The sequence below is a fragment of the Burkholderia anthina genome, assembly GCF_001547525.1.
Classification (GTDB): domain Bacteria; phylum Pseudomonadota; class Gammaproteobacteria; order Burkholderiales; family Burkholderiaceae; genus Burkholderia; species Burkholderia semiarida.
Map to the genome: position 1 here is coordinate 64,426 of NZ_CM003769.1, position 18,898 is coordinate 83,323.

An 18,898-nucleotide genomic window follows, 5' to 3' on the forward strand; every position below is an offset into this window, starting at 1 on the left:
ACGTGTCGTTCAATCCGCCCGCTCGTGAGCGGCGACCTCCCGCTCGATCCAGGCAAGGAAGCGCTTCACGCGCGGCAGTTCCGCGTTCTGCCGCGGGTATACGAGATGATGCGCGCCGACTTCGACCGCGTGGGCCGTGCCGAAGACCGGCACCAGCAGCCCTTCGCGGATCTTCACCGACGCGAGCATCAGGCTTTCGAGCGCGATGCCGAGGCCGAGCGCGGCGGTTTCGAGCGACATGTACGAACGATCGAACGAAAAATCGAAGGTCTTCTGGGCCGCAAGCGGGACGCCGGTCCGCCCGAACCACTGTTTCCACTGGACCAGCGGCGTTTCGGAATAGATCAGACGATGCGCGAGCAGGTCTTCCGGCGCGTTCACCGGATGCCGTTCGAGATAGCGCGGCGACGCGAGCGGCGCGATGAACTCGCCGCGCACGGTCCGGACCTCGAGATTGTCCCAGTTGCCGTAGCCGTGCCGGACGTCGATGTCGTAGAAGCCGTTCGAGAACGACACGTTTTCGTATGAGCACGCGAGGTTCAGCTGGATATCGCCGTTCGCCTCCTGGAACGACGACAGTCGTGGCAGCAGCCACATCAGCCCGAAGCTCGGGCTCGAATGCACGCGCAGGATATCGACTTCCGTGCGGCTCGACGCGCGCTCGGTCGCGCGGCTCAGGTCGGCCAGTGAGCCGGTGACGTCGGCCAGATAGCGCTCGCCGGTCGGCGTGAGGACGAGGCCGCGCCCGGCGCGCTGAAACAGCGGCTGACCGATCTGCGATTCGAGGTTGCTGAGCTGATGGCTCACGGCGGACGCGGTCAGGCCGAGCTCTTCCGCCGCGCGGTTGACGCTTTTGGTCCGGGCGACGCTTTCGAACGCGATGATGGCCTTGAGCGGTGGAATGCGCATGCTGGAATCCGTTGAAGAGAGCGGCTCGCCCGAATGGCCGGCGCCGCGCTGAAGCATTGCCCGGCCAAAAGCGATACGGTACATCAGGAAGGGGCTCGGAACGATCGATTCGCGGCGCGGCCCTCGGCATCGTGACCGACCCGGCGGCGCACCGCGCGGCGCGATCGCCGCCGCACGGGCGACGCCGCACGCATGATGCCGGCGGAATCATGCAAAATGCTGCGCATCCTGAGTGGCGGAGATTCACCCGTGAGCATCAACTTCGATTTGACGGACTTGCAGGCGTTTCGCGCGGTGGTGGAAACGGGCAGTTTCCGCAAGGCCGCCGATGCGGTCAACCTTTCCCAGCCTGCGTTGAGCCGCCGGATCGACAAGCTCGAAGACGCGCTCGGCGTGCGGCTCTTCGAGCGCACCACGCGCCGCGTCGCGCTCACCACCGTCGGCCGCGTGTTCGCGCAGAGCGCCGAACAACTGCTCGACGATCTCGACGCCGCGCTGCTCGGCATCCGCGACGTGTCGTCGAGCCGCCTGGGCCATGTGACGATCGCCTGCGTGCCGTCGGTCGCCTACTACTTCCTGCCGCCCATCATCGCCCGCTATCATCAGCGCTTTCCGCGCATCCGGGTGAAACTGCTCGACGCCGGCGCGAACGACGTGCTCGGCGCCGTCATCAGCGGCGAGGCGGATTTCGGCGTGAGCTTCCTCGGCAGCCAGGAGGCCGAGATCGAGTTCAAGGTGTTGCTCCAGGAACGGTTCGTCGCCGCCTGTCGTCGCGACCACCCGCTCGCGCGCCGGAAGCGCGTGACCTGGAGCGAACTCTACGAGCACGATTACGTGTCGGTGGACAAGACCTCCGGTAACCGCCTGCTGCTCGACCAGGCGCTGGCGGCCGTCGCGCCGCGTAAGCCGAGCGTGTGCGAGGCGCGCCACGTCACGACCCTGCTCGGCCTGATCGAGGCGGGGCTCGGCGTCGCCGCGGTGCCGTCGATGGCGATGCCGGGGCATGACCATCCTGTCCTCACGAGCGTGCCGCTCGTCGAGCCGGCCGTGAAACGGCGCGTGGGCATCGTCAAACGGCGCGGGCGCTCGCTGACGCCGGCCGCCGAGGCGTTTCACCGGATGATCGTCGACGCGAAGCGCGGGGGCGCCGCCGGCAACGGCACATCGGCATGACGACGACGGCACGCAAAGGAAGGAAGACGGCATCGTGAGGTGGGCCCGGCTGTTCAAATCGCTCTACGTGCAGGTCCTGCTCGCGATGATGCTCGGCATCGGCATCGGTCACGCGTGGCCGGCCGCAGGCGCGATGTTCAAGCCGCTCAGCGACGCGTTCGTCGCGCTCGTGAAGATGACCATCGCCCCGATCGTCTTTTGCACGATCGTGTCGGGCATCACGTCGTTGTCGGACGGGCGGGCCATCGGCCGCACGATCGTGCGGGCGCTCGCCCTCTTCTATCTGTTGACGGCCGCCGCGCTCGCGTTCGGGCTCGCCGCCGCGTACGTGCTGCAACCGGGCGCCGGCATGCACATCGACGTCCATCATCTGGATGCGAGCATCCTGGCGCCGTATGCGAGGCATGCGGAGCCACGCAGCCTCGTGGCGTTCGCGCTCGGCGTGATTCCGGACACGATGCTCGGCGCATTCGCGACCGGCGAAGTATTGCCGGTGCTGCTGCTGTCGCTGTTGTTCGGTTTCTCGCTGAATGCGCACCCGCGCGCCGGCCGGCCCGTTCTTGCGCTGATCGACGGCATCGCCCAGGTCGTCTTTCGCGTGCTGGCGATGATCATGCGGCTCGCGCCGCTCGGCGCATTCGGCGCGATGGCGTTCACGGTGGGCCGCTTCGGCATCGGCTCGGTCGGCTCGCTCGCGAAGCTGATGGTGTGCTTCTACGTGGCCTGCGTGCTGTTCGTCGCGCTGGTGCTCGCGCCGCTCGCGCGGCTGCACGGCTTCGCGCTGTGGCGGCTCCTGCGCTACCTGCGCGAGGAATTGCTGATCGTCCTCGCGACGTCGTCCACGGAGCCGGTCCTGCCGCGCCTGATCGTCAAGCTGGAAGCGCTCGGCTGCGACAAGGGCGTGGTGGGGCTCGTGCTGCCGGCCGGCTATTCGTTCAATCTGGACGGTACCGCGATCTATCTGACGCTCGCGGCATTGTTCATCGCGCAGGCGTGCGACATCCCGCTTTCCGCGCCGCAGATCGCGACGATGCTCGCGATCATGCTGCTCACGTCCAAGGGAGCGGCCGGCGTGTCCGGCAGCGGGCTCGTGGCGCTGGTCGCGACGCTTGCCGTGATGCCCGACCTGCCCGTCGCCGGCGTGGCGCTGCTGGTCGGCATCGATCGCTTCATGTCGGAGGCGCGCGCGCTGACCAGCGTGATCAGCAATGCATGCGCGGTAATTTTCGTGTCGTCGTGGGAAGGCGCGTGCGATCGTACGCGGCTGGTGCGGCGGCTCGCCGTGGCCGGGCCGGCATCGGCGGACGCGGCCGATGAAGACGGTGCCGCCGCGAACGGCGGCGGTGACGGGAAGGCGGTCTGACGCCAAGCCTTCCGTCGATCGGGCTCAATGTGCGGAAACGGAATCCAGGCCGGTCGCTTTCACGTCGGCCTGCACGTCGGGCGACGCAAGATAGTCGAGCAGCGCCTTCGCTTCCCGCGGGTGCTGCGCGCCGACCGGGATGCCGGCGGCGAAGCGCGTGACGGACTGCAGCGATTCGGGAATCTTGCCGACGAAGGTCGCGCCCTTGACGGGCAGCAGCTCGCTGACCTGCTGGAAGCCGATTTCGTAGTCGCCGTTCGCGACGACCGACGCCACCGGAATCCGCGGAATCATCTTCGCCTTCGACTTCACCTGCTCCTCGATGCCGAGCTTCCTGAACAGCTCGCGCTCGACGTACACGCCGCTCGCGCTGTCCGAATAGGCGATCGATTTCGCGTGCAGCAGCACCTGCTTGAGGCCTTCGGCGGTGCTGATGTCGGGCTTCGCCGCGCCGTCGCGCACGACCATGCCGATGCGCGAATCGGCCAGCTCGACGCGGGATTCGGGGATGACCTTGCCTTGCTTGATCAGATCGTCCAGCGCGTAGCCGACCATGATGACGGCGTCGGCGGGCTCGCCGCGCGCGAGCCGGTTCGGAATCGCTTCGGGCGACTTGCCCATCGACGGGCCGAGCGCGGTCGCGAGCGTGTTGCCCGACGTGGACGCGAACCGGGGGCCGAGCACCTTGTAGGCGGCGGTGAAGCCGCCCGAGCTCATCACGTGCAGTTCGGCGGCCTGTACGTTGTGGACGTTGGCCGCCACCGCCGCGGTGGCGACGAGCGCGGTCGCGCAGAATTTCAGAAGCGGATTTCTCATGGTCGTGGTCGTGCGGATTCGTGGGTACGAGTGAACGTTCCGGATGAGCGGGACATCAATGCGCGGGCGTCAACGTCGCCGCGTGGCGACGATAGAGCGCGAACGTCGCGAGCAGCGCGCACACCGCGGCGAAGCTCATCCAGTAGCCCGGTGCGGCCTTGTCGCCCGTCATGTGAATGAGCCCGGTCGAAATGGCCGGCGTGAAGCCGCCGAACACGGCCGTCGCGAGGCTGTACGCGAGCGAGAAGCCCGCGACGCGCACCTGCACCGGCATCACTTCGGTGAGCGCGACGACCATCGCACCGTTATAGATGCCGTACATGAACGACAGCCAGAGCAGGACGAGCAGCATGTTCGCGAACGACGGCGCGTGAGCGAGGAACGACAGCGCCGGGTAGGCGGTCACGACGGCAAGCATCGTCATGCCGACCAACAGCGGCCGGCGGCCGATCCGGTCGGACAGCGCCCCGCCGATCGGCAGCCACACGAAGTTCGACACGCCGACGCAGAGCGTCACGAGCAGGCTGTCGGCGGTGCTCAGATGCAGCACCGTCTTGCCGAAGGTCGGTGCATAGACGGTGATCAGGTAGAAGCTCGTGGTGGTCATCGCGACCAGCATCATGCCGGCGATCACGACGCCCCAGTTCTGGACCAGCGTGCCGAACACTTCCTTCATGCCCGGGCGATGCTTGCGCGCCTTGAATTCCCGGGTTTCCTCCAGGTTGCGGCGCAGCATGAAGATGAACGGCACGATCATGCAGCCGACGAAGAACGGCACGCGCCATCCCCAGGTGGCGATCTGCGCCACGCTCAGCGACTGATTGAGTGCGAAGCCGAGGCCCGCGGCAACGACGATCGCCACCTGTTGGCTCGCCGATTGCCAGCTCGTGAAGAAGCCCTTGCGGCCCGGCGTCGCCAGCTCGGCGAGATAGACCGACACGCCGCCGAGTTCGGCGCCCGCGGAGAAGCCCTGCAGCAGCCGGCCGATCAGCACGAGCACCGGAGCCAGCAGGCCGATCGTCGCGTAGCCCGGCACGAACGCGATCAGGATGGTGCCGCTCGCCATGATGGACAGCGTGACGATCAGGCCCTTGCGGCGGCCGACCTCGTCGATGTACGCGCCCAGCACGATGGCGCCCAGCGGCCGCATCAGGAAGCCGGCGCCGAACACGGCGAAGGTCATCATCAACGACGCGAATTCGCTTTGCGCGGGAAAGAAGACGTTGGCGATCTGCGTGGCGTAGAAGCCGAACAGGAAGAAGTCGAACTGCTCGAGAAAATTGCCGGCCGTGACGCGAAAGATCGCGGCGGCCTTCGAACGTTCGGCCGGAAGGCTGGACGAGGGATGCATCGGGGTGTCTCCTGAAAATCCTGGAATACGCGGGAGGGGCGGGTCGATTGTCGTTTTCCGGCATGTTGGCGCGGTATTGATGAAACGATAAGTGCGATTTTCGGAATGATTGATGCGATATGGTTATCAATCGACCGGAATCTCCACCGCTCCGGGAGTGGCCGCACGCGCCGCCGCGTCTCGCGATGCCGCGGCCGTCCGCCGGCGGCCATGTCGGCCTCGATTTTCCGTTACCCGTGCCGTTAACCCGGATTTGCCCGGCGCAATTGCAGCCGGAATCGGAACACGCACGCGAGCATGCCCGCCTTCACTTCGATCGAGAAAATCGCCGACTGGGCCGGACGCCACCCGCTCGTCGTCGGCGCGCTGGGCACGCTGATGTCGCTCGCGGCGCTCGGGATCAGCGCGGTGACGCTGTGGGCCGCGCGCAGCGAAGTCGTCGTGCACGCGCACGAGACGTCGCGCAACGTCGCGGCCGTGCTCGCGAGCCAGATCGCGCGGACGGTCGAAACGTCGAACAACGCGCTGATCGCGCTGGCTGCCAATCTCGGGCAACCGGCCGTGCAGCGCATGGACGCGGGGTTGCGGCACGACCTGCTGTTCGAGCGCACCGCGGCGCAATACGTGACCGGCATGGGCGTGACCGACAGGCGCGGCCGGCTGATCGACGGGTGCTGCGGCACGACCCGGCAGTGGGACTTCGGCGATCGCGACTACTTCAAGGTCCATCGCGATGCGGACAACGTCGGCCTCTACGTGTCCCAGCCTTATCGCGCACGCTCGCGCGACGGCAAGGAATCCATCGCGCTGTCGCGGCGCATCGAGCGGCCGGATCATGCGTTCGACGGGATCGCGGTCGTCGCGATCGATCTCGCTTACTTCGAGCAGCTCCTGTCCCGGCTCGACGTCGGCCCGAACGGCGTCAGCGCGATCGTGCGCGCGGACGGCACGATCCTCGCGAGAAACCCGTCGTTGAACGACGGCCAGATGAACCTCCTGCGTCGCTCGAAATCGTTCAAGCGGATGGTGAACAGCGAATCGGGCTTCTATCCCGCCCGTTCGAGCATCGACGGCGTCGTGCGCTTGTATACGTACCAGCGGATACCGGGCACGCCGCTGATCGCGGTCGTCGCGCCGGCCGAACACGACGTGCTGGCCGGCATCCGTCGCCTGTCGTGGACGGTCGGCGTGTCGGCCATCGTGATCAGCACGCTGTTCTGCGCGGTGGTCTGGCTGCTGGCGTTCGCGTTGCGCGACAACCTTCGCAAGCAGACGCTGCTGACCGAGCTCACGCGGACCGATCCGCTCACGGGGCTGCACAATCGCCGCGCGCTCGATACCGCGCTGGCCGACGAATGGGAGCGGCTGCAACGGGGCGGCGACGGCAGTCTCTCGCTGCTGTTCATCGACGCCGATCACTTCAAGCAGTACAACGACCGGCACGGCCACGCGGTGGGCGACACCGCGCTGCGCTTTCTCGCCGAATGCATCCGCGCGCATACGCGGCGGCGCGGCGACCTCGCCGCGCGCTACGGCGGCGAGGAATTCGTCGCGGTGTTGCCCGATACGGACGAAACCGGCGCGGCGCAGGTCGCGGAGGCGATTCGCCGCGAGGTGGAACGCAACCGGCTCGACGGGTTTGCGGATGCGGTGCCGCCCTTTACCGTCAGCATCGGCTGCGCGACCGGCCATCGCGCACGCCCCACAACCGTGCACGCGCTGTCGCATCAGGCGGACATGGCGCTCTATCGCGCGAAGCGCGAAGGCAGGAATCGTGTGTGCCGTGCGCAGGCGGAGCCGGTCGCGCAGCCGGCGTGAAAGCGCCGGTTCGATTCCGAAAGGGCGACGGCATCCGGCTCACGACATCGCGACGCGCGTGCGCTGCCGCGACCGTTTCACTGCCCCGGTTCGATATACGCAGCCAGTTCTTCCGGCTTGCCTGAAGGAAACGCCTCCTTCAGGTGATCGAGAAACGCGGAAACGCGCGCGCTCAACAATCGTCTGGACGGATACAACGCCCACAGCGCGATGTCGGGCCCCGGCACGTCGCCCCAACTGACGAGTGTGCCGGCCGCCAGGTCGCGGCTCACGAGCGACACCGGCAGGCACGCGGCGCCCAGGCCGAGGCGGACCGTATCGCGCACCATGCTCAGCGACGACAGCCGCGCCACGGGTTCGACCGGTATGCGCGCCGTACCGTCCGGGCCCGCGACCTCCCATGCCGCAGGGCCGTCGCTTGTGCCGCGAACCACGGCCGGTGCGGGCGCGTCGCCGCTCGGCCGCGCCAGCTCGGGCCGCGCGACGACGACCAGCCGGTCGCGCAGGAACACGCGCCCGATCAGGCTTTCGTCAGCGGCCGGGTTCACGCGGATCACGAGGTCGTAGCCCTCCTCGATCATGTCGACGGGCCGGTCTTCGGTCGTCACCTCCAGCCGGACGTCAGGGTATTTCAGCGCGAACGTCGCCACGAGCCGCCCCATCGCGAACTGGGAAAAGACCATCGGCGCGCTGATGCGCAGCCGGCCACGCGGCCGTTCGCTTCCCGCTGCAATGGCCGACGCGCTGTCGGCGAGTTCCGCGAGCAGCGCGCCTGTCCGCTCGTAGAGCGCGCGCCCTTCCTGCGTGAGCTTCACGCCGCGCGAGCCGCGCTCGAACAGACGCAGCGACAGACTGTTCTCCAGTTCCGCGACGCGGCGCGACAGCGTCGCCTTCGGGCGATCGGCCACCCGCGCGGCCTCCCCGAAACTGCCATGGCGGGCGACGAGATTGAAATCGGCGAGTGCGAGCAGGTCCATGTGTTCCACCAGTGAGACGAGACGTCTATTTATCACATCTTCCGGATCGAATGTGGATCACTTAACTTACGTGGGCAGTCAACCCTATCGTTATCTCAGGAGCGAACATCATGACCATTCTCGTTACCGGCGCCACCGGCCGCGTGGGCCGCCAGGTCGTCCATCAACTCGTCGATCGCGGCGCCGACGTGCGCGTGCTGGTGCGCGATCCCGCCAAGGCCGATTTTCCGGCGGCCGTGACCGTCGCGCAGGGCGACATGCTCGACGTCGACGCGCTTCGTACGGCGTTCTCCGGCGTCCGCACGCTGTTCCTGCTCAACGGCGTGGCGGGCGACGAATTCACGCAGGCGCTGATCGCGCTGAACCTCGCCCGCGAAGCCGGTATCGAGCGCGTCGTCTATCTGTCGGTGCTCCACGCCGACCGCTTCGTGAACGTGCCGCACTTCGCGGTGAAGTCCGGCGCCGAGCGGATGATCGAGCGAATGGGCTTCAGCGCGACGATCCTGCGGCCTGCGTATTTCATGGACAACGAGTCGATGGTCAAGGACGTGATCGTCGGCCACGGCGTCTACCCGATGCCGATCGGCGGCAAGGGCGTCGCGATGGTCGACGTGCGCGACATCGCGGAAGTCGCGGCGATCGAGCTGATCCGCCGCAACGACGCGCCGGGCAAGCTGCCGCTCGAGACCATCAACCTCGTCGGGCCCGACACGCTGACGGGCGAACAACTGGCATCGATCTGGTCGGACACGCTGGGCCGCGCCGTTGCCTATGGCGGCGACGATCCGACACCGTTCGAACGCAATCTGGCGCAGTTCATGCCGAAATGGATGGCGTACGAAATGCGGCTGATGGCCGAACGCTACGTGAGCGACGGCATGGTGCCGGATGCCGGCGACGTCGAGCGGTTGACCGCGATCCTCGGCCGCCCGCTGCGGACGTATCGCGCCTTCGCGGCCGCGCTGCTGCGTTGAACGCGATGCCGCGCCTTCATGCTCCGTGCGGGAGTGCAGGCGGTCGCCAGGCGGTTGAACCGGCATCGCGCGTGACCGGTTCGCCGCGATCGCCGTGCCGCCGCCGGCGACGGCGATCGCGCAGCGGCAGCGCGGAACACGTACCGGATGGCCCGGCATTCGGATGTCGGGCAGCGAAGCGGCGGCGTCGATACAATCGGTTTTTCCCGCCTGCCGCCAGATCGCCTATCCAGCCGATGGCCTACAACATGGCCTGACTGACGAGCCCGTACAGTCCGACTATCGGGTGGGGCGCGCCCTCGTGTGCCGCGGCCGGCGCGTTGCGAACCATCTTCGAACAGGTATCCACGTGTTTCAGTCCCTGTTCGCTCAACCACTCCGGCAAACTGCTCCCGTCAGGCACATCGATACGAACGAATTCACCGTCTCGTTTCGTCAGCCAATAGCCGATCAGCGCCTTCGCACGCGCATCGTCGCTCGAACGCGGCGCGGCCACCGGACCGATCACGTAACCGCGGCCGAAGCGCCGCAGCACCGAGAACCCGACGATCTCGCCGTCGCGTTCGAGCACGACGCTTTCGCCCCGCGTCTGCAACACGGACAACAGCGCCTCGCGCTCGAGGCCGGACGCACGCGCGTCGAGTTCGACCAGGCGCGGCCAGTCGGCCGGCGATCCGGCACGCAGCCGCTCGCCGTCCGGCACGACAACGGCGGCAGGCCGATCGACGTCCCCCTGATATTGGCTCAGCGAGCCGCACACGGTGAACCCCAGTTTCTCGTAGAGCGGCCGACCGGCCGGCGTCGCGTGCAGAAACGTGATGCGCGGCCCCAGTTCGTCGAGCAGCGTTTCCATCAGTTTGCGGCCGATGCCTCGCCCCTGATGCGCGTCGGAAACGATCACATGCCCGATTGCCGCGCGATCCGCACCGTACTTCCAGCACATCGCCGTGCCGATGACCTCGCCGTTTTCCTCGGCCGCGAACGCGACCGACGTTTCCGCGGAAAACTGCCAGTCTTCCTCCCGGAACGGCCAGCGAAGCGCCATGGAAAGAGCATGGGCGGCGGGGACGTCCGCCGCTGTGAATCTGCGGTAGCGAAGCGCCGACGTCGCGCCGTGCTCCTTCACTTCATGTTCGTGGTTCATTCAGCAATCCTTTCAAATAGTGTCGTTGTGCGACACGGCACATCATATAAATGCACGGCGATGACATCGAAGCGGCTAAAAATTGCACGGCGCTCCCCGGCTGGCATGAGTGCACGACGATCAGGAAGCACGCCGTTCCCGGACCTGACGCCCGATCGACCCAAAGTCAGCCGGTGTCAACGCCGCCCCGACGCATTACGGCGATCGCGAGAAATAATGCTGCGCCAACGCGACCCAGTACCGGACGCCGGCCGGAATGATGTCGTCGTTGAAGTCGTATTTCGGATGATGCAGCGCCGGTGCGCTCGTGCCGTCCTGCGCATTGCCGATCAGCACGTAAGCGCCCGGCCGCTCCTCCAGCATGAAGCCGAAGTCTTCGGACGTCATGTTCGGCGGTACGTTGGCAGACAGGCGTTCGTCGCCGAACGTGTCGCGAATCACCGCTTCGCACAGCGCCGTCTCGGCCGGCGTGTTGACCGTCGCCGGGTAGTACTGAAAAAACTCCACGTCGACCTGCGCGCCGTAGGCGCCCGCGAGCCCTTCGCACGCGAGCCGGACGTCGTGCTGCAGCTTCTGCTGCAATGCCGACGACAGCGTGCGGATCGTGCCGCGTAGCTCGGCGGTGTCGGGAATCACGTTGTCCGTCGTGCCCGCATGGAACATGCAGACGGAAATGACCGCCGGGTCGACGGGATCCTTGTGCCGCGCGGCGATGGTCTGACACTGCAGCACCATCGAGCATGCGAGCGGCACCGGATCGATGCCCAGATGCGGCTGCGCCGCGTGCGCGCCCTTGCCCGTCACCGTGATCCTGAAGCGCGAGCCCGCGGCCATGATCGGGCCCGTGCGCAACCCGAAATGCCCGGCCGGCAACCCGGGCCAGTTGTGCATGCCGAATACCGCTTCCGTCGGGTATTGCTCGAACAGGCCGTCGTCGATCATCCTGCGCGCGCCCGCGCCGCCCTCTTCGCCCGGCTGAAACACGAAATGGACGGTGCCCGGCAACTGCGGCAGCGTCTTCAGCACGCGCGCGGCGCCGAGCAACATCACGGTGTGGCCGTCATGGCCGCACGCATGCATGATTCCGTGCGTGCACGACGCATGCGCGAAGTCGTTCGCTTCGTGGATCGGCAATGCGTCCAGATCGGCGCGCAGCACGATGCCGCGACGCGGGTCCGCACCGGGCAGGCTCGCGACCACGCCCGTGCCGCCCAGCCCGCGCGACACCGCGTAGCCGAGCGCCTCGAGCTCGCGGGCGACGACGTCGGCCGTCCGGTGTTCTTCGAATCGCAACTCGGGATGTGCATGCAGGTCGCGACGCAGCTTCGCCCAGTGCGCGTGATGCGTTTGCAGCGATGTGTCGGAGATGACGGGGTTGTCCAATTTCGGCACCTTCGGAATGTAGCGGGCTTCCCACTGTACTGCCGGCGCGAATCGCGGCAGCGGTTGCGTCAATCGTAAAAGCCGACGATCGACTTGACTTCCATATACTCCTCCATCCCTTCGATCCCGTACTCGCGGCCGTTGCCCGACTGCTTGTATCCGCCGAACGGTGCTTGAGGATCCCATGCCGGATAGTTCAGGTGCACCTGCCCCGCGCGGATGCGTCCGGCCACCGTGCGCACCCGCTCCATGTCGGTGCCCTGCACGTGCGCGCCGAGCCCGTACACGGTGTCGTTCGCGATGGCGATCGCTTCGTCGACGGTGTCGTAAGGCAGGATCGCGAGGACCGGCCCGAAGATCTCCTGCTGCGCGATTGCCATGTCGGTGCGCACGTCGGAGAAAATCGTCGGCCGCGCATAGAAGCCCTTGTCGAAACCCGCGGGCCGGCCGGGGCCGCCGGCGATCAGCTTCGCGCGTTCGTCGATGCCCACGTCGATCATCTGCGCGACCCGTCGGAATTGCGCGCGATTGGCGAGCGGCCCGTGCGTCGTCGCCTCGTCGAACGGATCGCCGACGACGAGCGTTTGCGCGGTCGCGACGGCCAGCGCCTCGACCTCGCCGAGCGCGTCGCGCGGCACGATCATGCGGGTCGGCGCACTGCACGACTGGCCCATGTTCCGGAACGCGGCGGCGACGCCCGGCGGCACCGCACGCTGCAAATCGGCATCCGGCAACACGAGGTTCGGCGACTTGCCGCCCAGCTCCTGCGCGACGCGCTTGACGGTCGGCGCGGCCGCCTGCGCGACGAGCACGCCGGCGCGCGTCGAACCGGTGATCGACACCATGTCGACTTCCGGATGCGACGAAAGCGCGGCGCCCACCGTTTCGCCGCTGCCGCTCACGAGGTTGAATACGCCGGCGGGCACGCCCGCGTCGGCAATCACTTCCGCGAACAGCAGCGCGCTGAGCGGCGACAGCTCGCTCGGTTTCAGCACCACCGTGCAGCCTGCGGCGAGCGCCGGCCCGACCTTCGCGGTGATCTGGTAGATCGGCCAGTTCCACGGCGTGATCAGCGCACACACGCCGATCGGCTCGCGCGCGACCGCGGTCGTCCCGCGCCGCTCGACGAACGGGTAGCGCGCGAGGTTGTCGCGTGCGACGCGGATATGTTCGGCCGCGAGCGGCACGTGTGCGCCGCGTGCATAGCCGATCGGCGCGCCCATCTCCAGCGCGAGCGCCGTGGCGAACAATTCGGCGCGCTCCAGCATCAGCGCATGCACACGATCGAGCAGCGCCGCGCGTTCCTGCGGCGACGTCGCGGACCAGCGTTCGAACGCGCGGCGCGCGGCCTGCACCGCGCGGTCGGCGTCGCGCGCGCTGCCGAGCGGAATCTCGCACAGCGTGTCTTCAGTCGACGGGCTGACGACCGCGAACCGGTCGCTGCCGTCGGGCTGCACCCAATCGCCGTCGATGAAAAAGCGATCGAGCCTGCCGGCTTGCATCAGGTGAACAACTGGGGAATTCATTGCAGAGTGTCCTTGAGTCGATACCACGCGCCGACGAACGGAAGGAACCACGGTTTGCCGAAGTGGCCCGGAATCGCGGGCCAGTCGAAACCTTTCCACGGGTTCAGTTCCGCGCGTCCGTCCATGATCTCCGCCATCAGCGTGCCCATCAGCGTGGCCATGTGCGTGCCGTGGCCGCTATAGCCCATCGAGTAGTAAACGCCGTCGCGCTCGCCCGCGCGCGGCAGCCGGTTGGCCGTCATGTCGACCATTCCGCCCCAGCAGTAGTCGATGCGCACGTCGGCCAATTCGGGAAACACCGCGGCCATCTGCTGCCGCAGGATCGCCCCGCTCTTTGCGTCGGAATGCGGGTTCGACGCGGCAAACCGCGCGCGCCCGCCGAACAGGATCCGGTTGTCGGGCGTGACGCGAAAGAAATTGACGAAGTTCTTCGTGTCGGTCACCATCCGGCGCGTCGGCAGCAACCGGTCGAGCAGGTCGTTCGGCAACGGCTCGGTGACGATGATGAACGCACCGACCGGCACGATCCTGCGGCGAATCCAGCCGAACGGCCCGACCTGCGAAATGCCGCTCGCGAGCAGCACCTGGCGCGCGCGGATCTCGCCGAGCGGCGTGTGCACCGCGTAGGCGCCGCCTGCTTGCCGCTTCAGGCCGAGCACCGGCGCGTGCTCGAGAATATGCGCGCCGCGGGTTTGCGCGGCGCTCGCCAGCCCGCGCACGTAACGGCCGACATGCATCCCGGCACTCTTGCCGAAAAGCAGCCCGCCGTGATAACGGTTCGAACCGATCTCGTCGCGGAGTTCGGCCTTCGTGACCATGCGCGTGTCGGGGTCCACGCTCGCCGCGAGCAGCGCCTGGCTGCGCACGAGCTTGTCGTAGTGCTCGGGCTTCGCCGCGAGCTTCAGCTTGCCGCGGCGCGCGAAATCGCAATCGATCGACTCCTCCCTGACCAGCCGTTCGACCGTGTCGACGCCCGCGTCGAACGCGAGATAGAGCCGGTTGGCCAGCTCCGTGCCGATGCGCTGCGACAGCGACGCGTAATCCTGCGCGAAGCCGTTGTTGCACATGCCGCCGTTGCGTCCCGATGCCGCCTGCCCGACGGTGCCCGCCTCGCAGACGATCACGCGCGCGCCTTTTTTGGCCAGCGCCAGCGCGGCGGCCGAACCGGTGATGCCGCCGCCCACCACCACCACGTCGCAACTTCCGCCGGGCAACGCCGGCGAGCGGCTCACGAATGGCTCCGACGTATCGAGCCAGTAGGAACTGAAACGCATCTGGAACTCCCAAGCTGTCGCATCGCATCACGCGCGCGCTGACGAGCCGGCGAACGTTCGCCGCCCCGACCCGGTCGCGCGTGCGATCCGGACCGGCGCGACGGCCTTGTACTAGAAATCCGCGACCTTGCCCCACGCGGACTCGCTGAACCGCCCGGGCCGGTACGGCGTCGGGTCCACGAACGGCTGCGCGCCGGATGCGAGATCGGCGATCAGATGCCCGGCGCCCGGCCCGATCCCGAAGCCGTGCCCCGAAAAGCCCGCCGCGAGGATCAGCCCCGGCACGCCCGGCACTTCGCCGATGCCCGGCACGCCGTCCGGCGTGCTGTCGACGAAGCCGGCCCATGCATGCGTGATCGTCGCTTCGCGCAGTTCCGGCAGCAGTTCGGCCGCGCGGCGGTAGGTTTCGGCGACCGTCGGCATGTCGGGCTTCGGATCGAGAATGCGCACCGCTTCCATCGGCGTCGGCGCATCGAGGCGCCAGCGCTTCAACGTTTCATGGCCGCCGCGCACGCCTTCGAGGCCGCCCGGCAGCAGGTTGCGCCAGCGCTTCGCGAACATCGGCACGAATTGCGGCGCGAAACGCAGGAACTGCGGCGTCGGGTCCACGCGCGCGCGGCCGCTGATCGCCAGCGCGTAGCGTCCGTCGCTGCGGCGCGTCACCGACACGCCGGACGTGTACATCGCATCCGGCAGCGGCGTTTCGACGGGCGACACGCTCAGGATCGACTGACGGATCGACGCCTGCGGAAACCGGATGCCGAGCTGGCGGCAGAACGACGACGCCCATGCGCCGCCGGCCATCACGGCCGTCCTCGTCCTGATGACGCCGGCCTCGGTGACGACGCCGGCCACGCGGCCGCCCTCGAGCTCGATGCCGCGCGCCGCGCAGTACTGATGGACGCTGCCGCCCAGCTTCATCAGCGCGGCGGCCACGGCCGGCGCGGCCTTGCCAGGATCGGCCGTGCCGTCGGTCGGCGAGAACACGCCGCCCTTCCACTGCCGCCCGGTCGCCCGTCCGCGCTCGGCGGCCTGCTTGCTGTCGAGCATGTACGTGGTTACACCCGCGGTCTTCGCGAATTCGCCCCAACTGGCCCAGCGGGACAGCTCGGCCTCGTCGTTGCTGAGATACAGCAGCCCGCAGCGATGAAAGCCCGTGTCCTCTCCCGATTCGGCGGCGAACCGTTCCCACAGATCGATGCTCTTGCTCGCCATCGGCAACTCGCGCGCATCGCGGTTCTGCTGCCGGCACCAGCCCCAGTTGCGGCTCGATTGTTCGGCGCCGATGCGCCCTTTCTCGACGAGCGCGACCGACAGCCCGCGCCGGGCCAGATAGTAGGCGGTGAAGACGCCGATGATGCCGCCGCCGATCACGACGACGTCGGCCGCGGCCGGCGGCGTGGACAAGGTTTCGATATGGCGCAGCGGAGGGGACATGCTCAGTCTCGTTCGGTGGAGGGTTTGACGTTCTGCATCACGTAGAACTTCGCCACGCGTTCGCTGCTTTCCCACCCGATCGACGCGCCGCGCGGCACGAACAGCGCATCGCCGGCGCCGAGCGACAGTACGCTGCCGTCGGGCGCCGCGAACCGTACGCCGCCGTCCAGCAGGAACATGAACTCGTTGGCGCGATGCGGCCGGACGATCCGGTGATACGGTGTCGAATCCCACGTGCCCGCGCAGTATTCGGCGCCGTCGTCGGTGAACACGTTGTCGCTGCGGCATTGCGGCGCGGGGCTCAGCAGCACCTCGGCCGGCAGCGTGGCGGACGGCTTGAAGTCCGCGTCGGCGCGCAACTCGAACAGGCCGCGTTTCGTCGGTGTCTCGCACGCTGCCGCGCAGAACGTCAGCAGCACCGGCGATTGCGCGGCGATGCGCAGCGCCGTGCCGGCGCCGATGACGGCGCCTTGCCCCGGGCCGAGCACCAGCGGCGCGGCCCCGGCCGCTTCGAGCGTCAGCTCGCCCTGGACGACGACGAGGGTTTCGATGTGCGGAAAGCTCGACACGTCCAGCTCGCCGACGAAGCCGATGCGTCCCGCGGCCATCGCGTCGGGGCCTTCCCATGCGATCTCGCGATGCGACGCGAACGGATCGCTCGCGCCGAACGCCTGCCGGCGAAACGCGGTGGAAGAAGGTGCGCCGTCGGCACGGTGCAACACGAAAGCTGCGGTCATTTCTGCTCCTGTGCAATGCGTGGCGGTCTGGTTCAATGCCGTCACGCGATATCGGAAATCGTCGTTCGCCGGCTCGTCTGCCGGAAAATCCTCAGCGGGGCATGTCGTCCATGCCGGTGCTTACGCCGCGTGACACGACGCATCGCGGTGTTCGGCGCGCAGGCGCGCCGATGGCGTTCGCACCGGCGCGCCGCCCGTTCGGGCGACCACGTAATCGCGCGGCGTGATCCCGAGCACGCGCCGGAAATGCCGGCACAGATGGCTCTGGTCGAAGAAGCCGACGTCGGTCGCGACGACCGACGGCGCGAGACCGGCGCGCAACAGGTCCTGCGCCCGGCGCACCCGCACGAGGCACAGATACCGGTGCGGCGACAGCCCGGTTTCGCTGCGAAAGCGCGCGGTGAAACGCGACACGCTCAACCCGGCCACGGCCGCGAGCGTGTCCAGGTTCAGCGGCTGCGCGAACGACGCGTCGATCGTGCGCAGCACGTCGTCGATCGCCGGCGAGACCGGCCGGGCGACACGAGGCGAGCCAATGAATTGCACTGTCATATCGGATTCTCCGGGGCGCTCGCTTCAATGCAGGAAATCCTGCATCCGGTAATACGCGCCGACGAGCGGCAGGAACCACGCGTGCCCGAAATGGCCGGGTATCGCCGGCCAGTCGAGTTCGCGCCACGGGTTCGACGCGGCCGCCCCATACAGCACGTCGGCCATCACGCGGCCCATGTGCACCGACATCTGCACGCCGTGGCCGCTGTAGCCCATCGAGTAATAAAGCCCGTCATGCTGGCCCGCGCGCGGCAGCCGGTCGGCGGTGATGTCGACGAGCCCGCCCCAGCAGTAGTCGAGCCGCACGCCGGCCAGCTCGGGGAAATAGCCGGCCATGCCGGCGCGCAGGATGTCGCCGCTCTTCGCATCGGAGCGCGGGCTCGACATCGCGAAACGCGCGCGGCCGCCGAACAGCAGCCGGTTGTCGGGCGTCACGCGGAAGTAGTTGCCGATCTGGCGCGACGTCACGTACGCGCGACGGTGCGGAAACAGCCGGTTCAACTGCGCGTCGGGTAGCGGCTCGGTCACGACGATGAAGCTGCCGACCGGCGCGATGCGCCGCCGGAACCACGCGAACGGCCCATGTTGCGACGCGCCGGTCGCGACCAGCACGCGGTCGGCGACGATCGTGCCGCGCGTGCACGTGATCGTGTGGCGCTCGCCGTCGAGCCGCTCGATCTGCGTGACGGCCGCATGCTCGTACACGCGTGCGCCCGCCCGCACGGCCGCCTGCGCGAGGCCGACGCCGAACTTGCCCATGTGCATCTGCGCGCCGTTGCGCTGCAGGAGCCCGCCGTGGAAACCGTCGGACGCGATTTCATCGCGGATCCGCGACGGCTCGATCAGTTCGATGTCCGGATCGACGTCGCGCCGCAACGCATCGAACGTCTTCGCGAGCCCAGCAAAGTGCTGCGGTTTCGCGGCGAGCTTCAGCTTGCCCGCGCGCCGGAAATCGCAGTCGATCGCATGGTCGGTCACGATCGTCTCGACGCTCTTCACCGCGCTTTCGTACGCGAGATAAAACTGCTTCGCCTGCGCGGCGCCGATGCGCGCGGCCAGCGACGCGTAATCCTGCGCGACGCCCGTATTGCACTGGCCGCCATTGCGGCCGGACGCTTCGCCGGCGACCTGCGCGGCTTCGAGCACGACCACCGAGACGCCGCGCTGCGCGAGCGCGAGCGCTGCCGACAGGCCGGTGAAACCGCCGCCGATCACGACGACGTCGGCCCGCCCCTCGACGGGGTCAACGCTTGCGTCGCGAAACGCGGGGCGGGTATCCAGCCAGTACGATTCCAGTTTCATCGGATCCTTCACGAGCATGCCGGCAACGACGATCGGCGACCGTTCAATGAGAATCATTTAATCACCGTCAAAAACCGCAGTTGCCGCGTATTCGCGCACGGCACGCGTACAAATTGCCGTTTTGCACGACCGCCGCGGCAGACTATGCGGCGGGCCGTTCAC

General features: G+C 67.8%; 16 protein-coding genes. 4 read left to right on the forward strand and 12 right to left on the reverse strand.

Annotated features, from left to right (window positions below; translation table 11 throughout):
* Positions 1-9: 9 nt before the first annotated feature.
* A complete protein-coding gene (locus tag WS64_RS16655) occupies positions 10-909 on the reverse strand; it encodes a LysR substrate-binding domain-containing protein (protein WP_059637451.1) in 900 nt (299 codons plus the stop codon).
* A gap of 249 nt (positions 910-1,158) precedes the next feature.
* Here WS64_RS16655 and WS64_RS16660 point away from each other — a divergent pair, with 249 nt between their 5' ends.
* Together WS64_RS16660 and dctA are read left to right on the forward strand one after the other, a co-directional pair.
* Positions 1,159-2,082 carry a LysR family transcriptional regulator gene (locus WS64_RS16660; protein WP_059578053.1) on the forward strand — a complete coding sequence of 308 codons (924 nt, stop codon included), beginning with the start codon at positions 1,159-1,161 and terminating at the stop codon, positions 2,080-2,082.
* A 34-nt stretch (positions 2,083-2,116) separates the two neighbouring features.
* Positions 2,117-3,445, forward strand: a complete 1,329-nt coding sequence (dctA, locus tag WS64_RS16665; RefSeq protein ID WP_060967025.1) for a C4-dicarboxylate transporter DctA — start codon at positions 2,117-2,119, stop codon at positions 3,443-3,445.
* 24 nt (positions 3,446-3,469) lie between these two features.
* Here dctA and WS64_RS16670 read toward each other — a convergent pair whose 3' ends face one another.
* Both WS64_RS16670 and WS64_RS16675 read right to left on the reverse strand, forming a co-directional pair.
* Complete coding sequence (locus WS64_RS16670) at positions 3,470-4,261, reverse strand: substrate-binding domain-containing protein (protein WP_059577966.1); 792 nt, start codon at positions 4,259-4,261, stop codon at positions 3,470-3,472.
* A 55-nt stretch (positions 4,262-4,316) separates the two neighbouring features.
* The gene (locus WS64_RS16675; RefSeq protein WP_059637460.1) at positions 4,317-5,612 is read right to left on the reverse strand and encodes an MFS transporter; all 1,296 of its coding nucleotides are present in this window, start codon (positions 5,610-5,612) and stop codon (positions 4,317-4,319) included.
* Positions 5,613-5,909: 297 nt separating this feature from the next.
* Here WS64_RS16675 and WS64_RS16680 point away from each other — a divergent pair, with 297 nt between their 5' ends.
* Positions 5,910-7,430, forward strand: coding sequence for a sensor domain-containing diguanylate cyclase (locus tag WS64_RS16680; protein ID WP_060967026.1), 1,521 nt, complete (start codon positions 5,910-5,912; stop codon positions 7,428-7,430).
* Positions 7,431-7,507: 77 nt separating this feature from the next.
* Here WS64_RS16680 and WS64_RS16685 read toward each other — a convergent pair whose 3' ends face one another.
* Positions 7,508-8,407 carry a LysR family transcriptional regulator gene (locus tag WS64_RS16685; RefSeq protein ID WP_060967027.1) on the reverse strand — a complete coding sequence of 300 codons (900 nt, stop codon included), beginning with the start codon at positions 8,405-8,407 and terminating at the stop codon, positions 7,508-7,510.
* 110 nt (positions 8,408-8,517) lie between these two features.
* Here WS64_RS16685 and WS64_RS16690 point away from each other — a divergent pair, with 110 nt between their 5' ends.
* Entirely contained in the window at positions 8,518-9,381 is an 864-nt protein-coding gene (locus WS64_RS16690) for an SDR family oxidoreductase (protein ID WP_060967028.1), read from the forward strand.
* 241 nt (positions 9,382-9,622) lie between these two features.
* Here the strand turns inward: WS64_RS16690 and WS64_RS16695 are convergent, their stop codons facing one another.
* The 8 genes from WS64_RS16695 to WS64_RS16730 all read right to left on the reverse strand — a co-directional run bounded on the left by WS64_RS16695 (position 9,623) and on the right by WS64_RS16730 (position 18,736).
* A complete protein-coding gene (locus tag WS64_RS16695) occupies positions 9,623-10,525 on the reverse strand; it encodes a GNAT family N-acetyltransferase (protein WP_060967029.1) in 903 nt (300 codons plus the stop codon).
* Between the two features lie 195 nt (positions 10,526-10,720).
* Complete coding sequence (locus tag WS64_RS16700) at positions 10,721-11,908, reverse strand: M20 aminoacylase family protein (protein ID WP_060967466.1); 1,188 nt, start codon at positions 11,906-11,908, stop codon at positions 10,721-10,723.
* A gap of 68 nt (positions 11,909-11,976) precedes the next feature.
* A complete protein-coding gene (locus WS64_RS16705; protein WP_060967030.1) occupies positions 11,977-13,434 on the reverse strand; it encodes an aldehyde dehydrogenase family protein in 1,458 nt (485 codons plus the stop codon).
* Positions 13,431-14,708: an NAD(P)/FAD-dependent oxidoreductase gene (locus WS64_RS16710; protein WP_060310350.1), complete on the reverse strand. Its 1,278-nt coding sequence runs from the start codon at positions 14,706-14,708 to the stop codon at positions 13,431-13,433. Before WS64_RS16710 ends, WS64_RS16705 begins: the two co-directional genes overlap by 4 nt.
* A 111-nt stretch (positions 14,709-14,819) precedes the next feature.
* Complete coding sequence (locus WS64_RS16715; RefSeq protein WP_059577943.1) at positions 14,820-16,145, reverse strand: NAD(P)/FAD-dependent oxidoreductase; 1,326 nt, start codon at positions 16,143-16,145, stop codon at positions 14,820-14,822.
* A 2-nt stretch (positions 16,146-16,147) separates the two neighbouring features.
* A complete protein-coding gene (locus tag WS64_RS16720; protein ID WP_060967031.1) occupies positions 16,148-16,882 on the reverse strand; it encodes a cupin domain-containing protein in 735 nt (244 codons plus the stop codon).
* 120 nt (positions 16,883-17,002) lie between these two features.
* Complete coding sequence (locus tag WS64_RS16725; RefSeq protein ID WP_060967032.1) at positions 17,003-17,434, reverse strand: helix-turn-helix domain-containing protein; 432 nt, start codon at positions 17,432-17,434, stop codon at positions 17,003-17,005.
* Between the two features lie 24 nt (positions 17,435-17,458).
* Entirely contained in the window at positions 17,459-18,736 is a 1,278-nt protein-coding gene (locus tag WS64_RS16730; RefSeq protein WP_060967467.1) for an NAD(P)/FAD-dependent oxidoreductase, read from the reverse strand.
* Between the last annotated feature and the right edge of the window lie 162 nt (positions 18,737-18,898).

Excerpts from the sequence above, each read along its gene's own strand:
- WS64_RS16655 (WP_059637451.1), bottom strand. The coding sequence starts at position 909 with ATGCGCATTCCACCGCTCAAGGCCATCATCGCGTTCGAAAGCGTCGCC.
- WS64_RS16670 (WP_059577966.1), bottom strand. The coding sequence starts at position 4,261 with ATGAGAAATCCGCTTCTGAAATTCTGCGCGACCGCGCTCGTCGCCACC.
- WS64_RS16675 (WP_059637460.1), bottom strand. The coding sequence starts at position 5,612 with ATGCATCCCTCGTCCAGCCTTCCGGCCGAACGTTCGAAGGCCGCCGCG.
- WS64_RS16680 (WP_060967026.1), top strand. The coding sequence starts at position 5,910 with ATGCCCGCCTTCACTTCGATCGAGAAAATCGCCGACTGGGCCGGACGC.
- WS64_RS16685 (WP_060967027.1), bottom strand. The coding sequence starts at position 8,407 with ATGGACCTGCTCGCACTCGCCGATTTCAATCTCGTCGCCCGCCATGGC.
- WS64_RS16690 (WP_060967028.1), top strand. The coding sequence starts at position 8,518 with ATGACCATTCTCGTTACCGGCGCCACCGGCCGCGTGGGCCGCCAGGTC.
- WS64_RS16695 (WP_060967029.1), bottom strand. The coding sequence starts at position 10,525 with ATGAACCACGAACATGAAGTGAAGGAGCACGGCGCGACGTCGGCGCTT.
- WS64_RS16705 (WP_060967030.1), bottom strand. The coding sequence starts at position 13,434 with ATGAATTCCCCAGTTGTTCACCTGATGCAAGCCGGCAGGCTCGATCGC.
- WS64_RS16710 (WP_060310350.1), bottom strand. The coding sequence starts at position 14,708 with ATGCGTTTCAGTTCCTACTGGCTCGATACGTCGGAGCCATTCGTGAGC.
- WS64_RS16715 (WP_059577943.1), bottom strand. The coding sequence starts at position 16,145 with ATGTCCCCTCCGCTGCGCCATATCGAAACCTTGTCCACGCCGCCGGCC.
- WS64_RS16720 (WP_060967031.1), bottom strand. The coding sequence starts at position 16,882 with ATGACCGCAGCTTTCGTGTTGCACCGTGCCGACGGCGCACCTTCTTCC.
- WS64_RS16725 (WP_060967032.1), bottom strand. The coding sequence starts at position 17,434 with ATGACAGTGCAATTCATTGGCTCGCCTCGTGTCGCCCGGCCGGTCTCG.
- WS64_RS16730 (WP_060967467.1), bottom strand. The coding sequence starts at position 18,736 with ATGAAACTGGAATCGTACTGGCTGGATACCCGCCCCGCGTTTCGCGAC.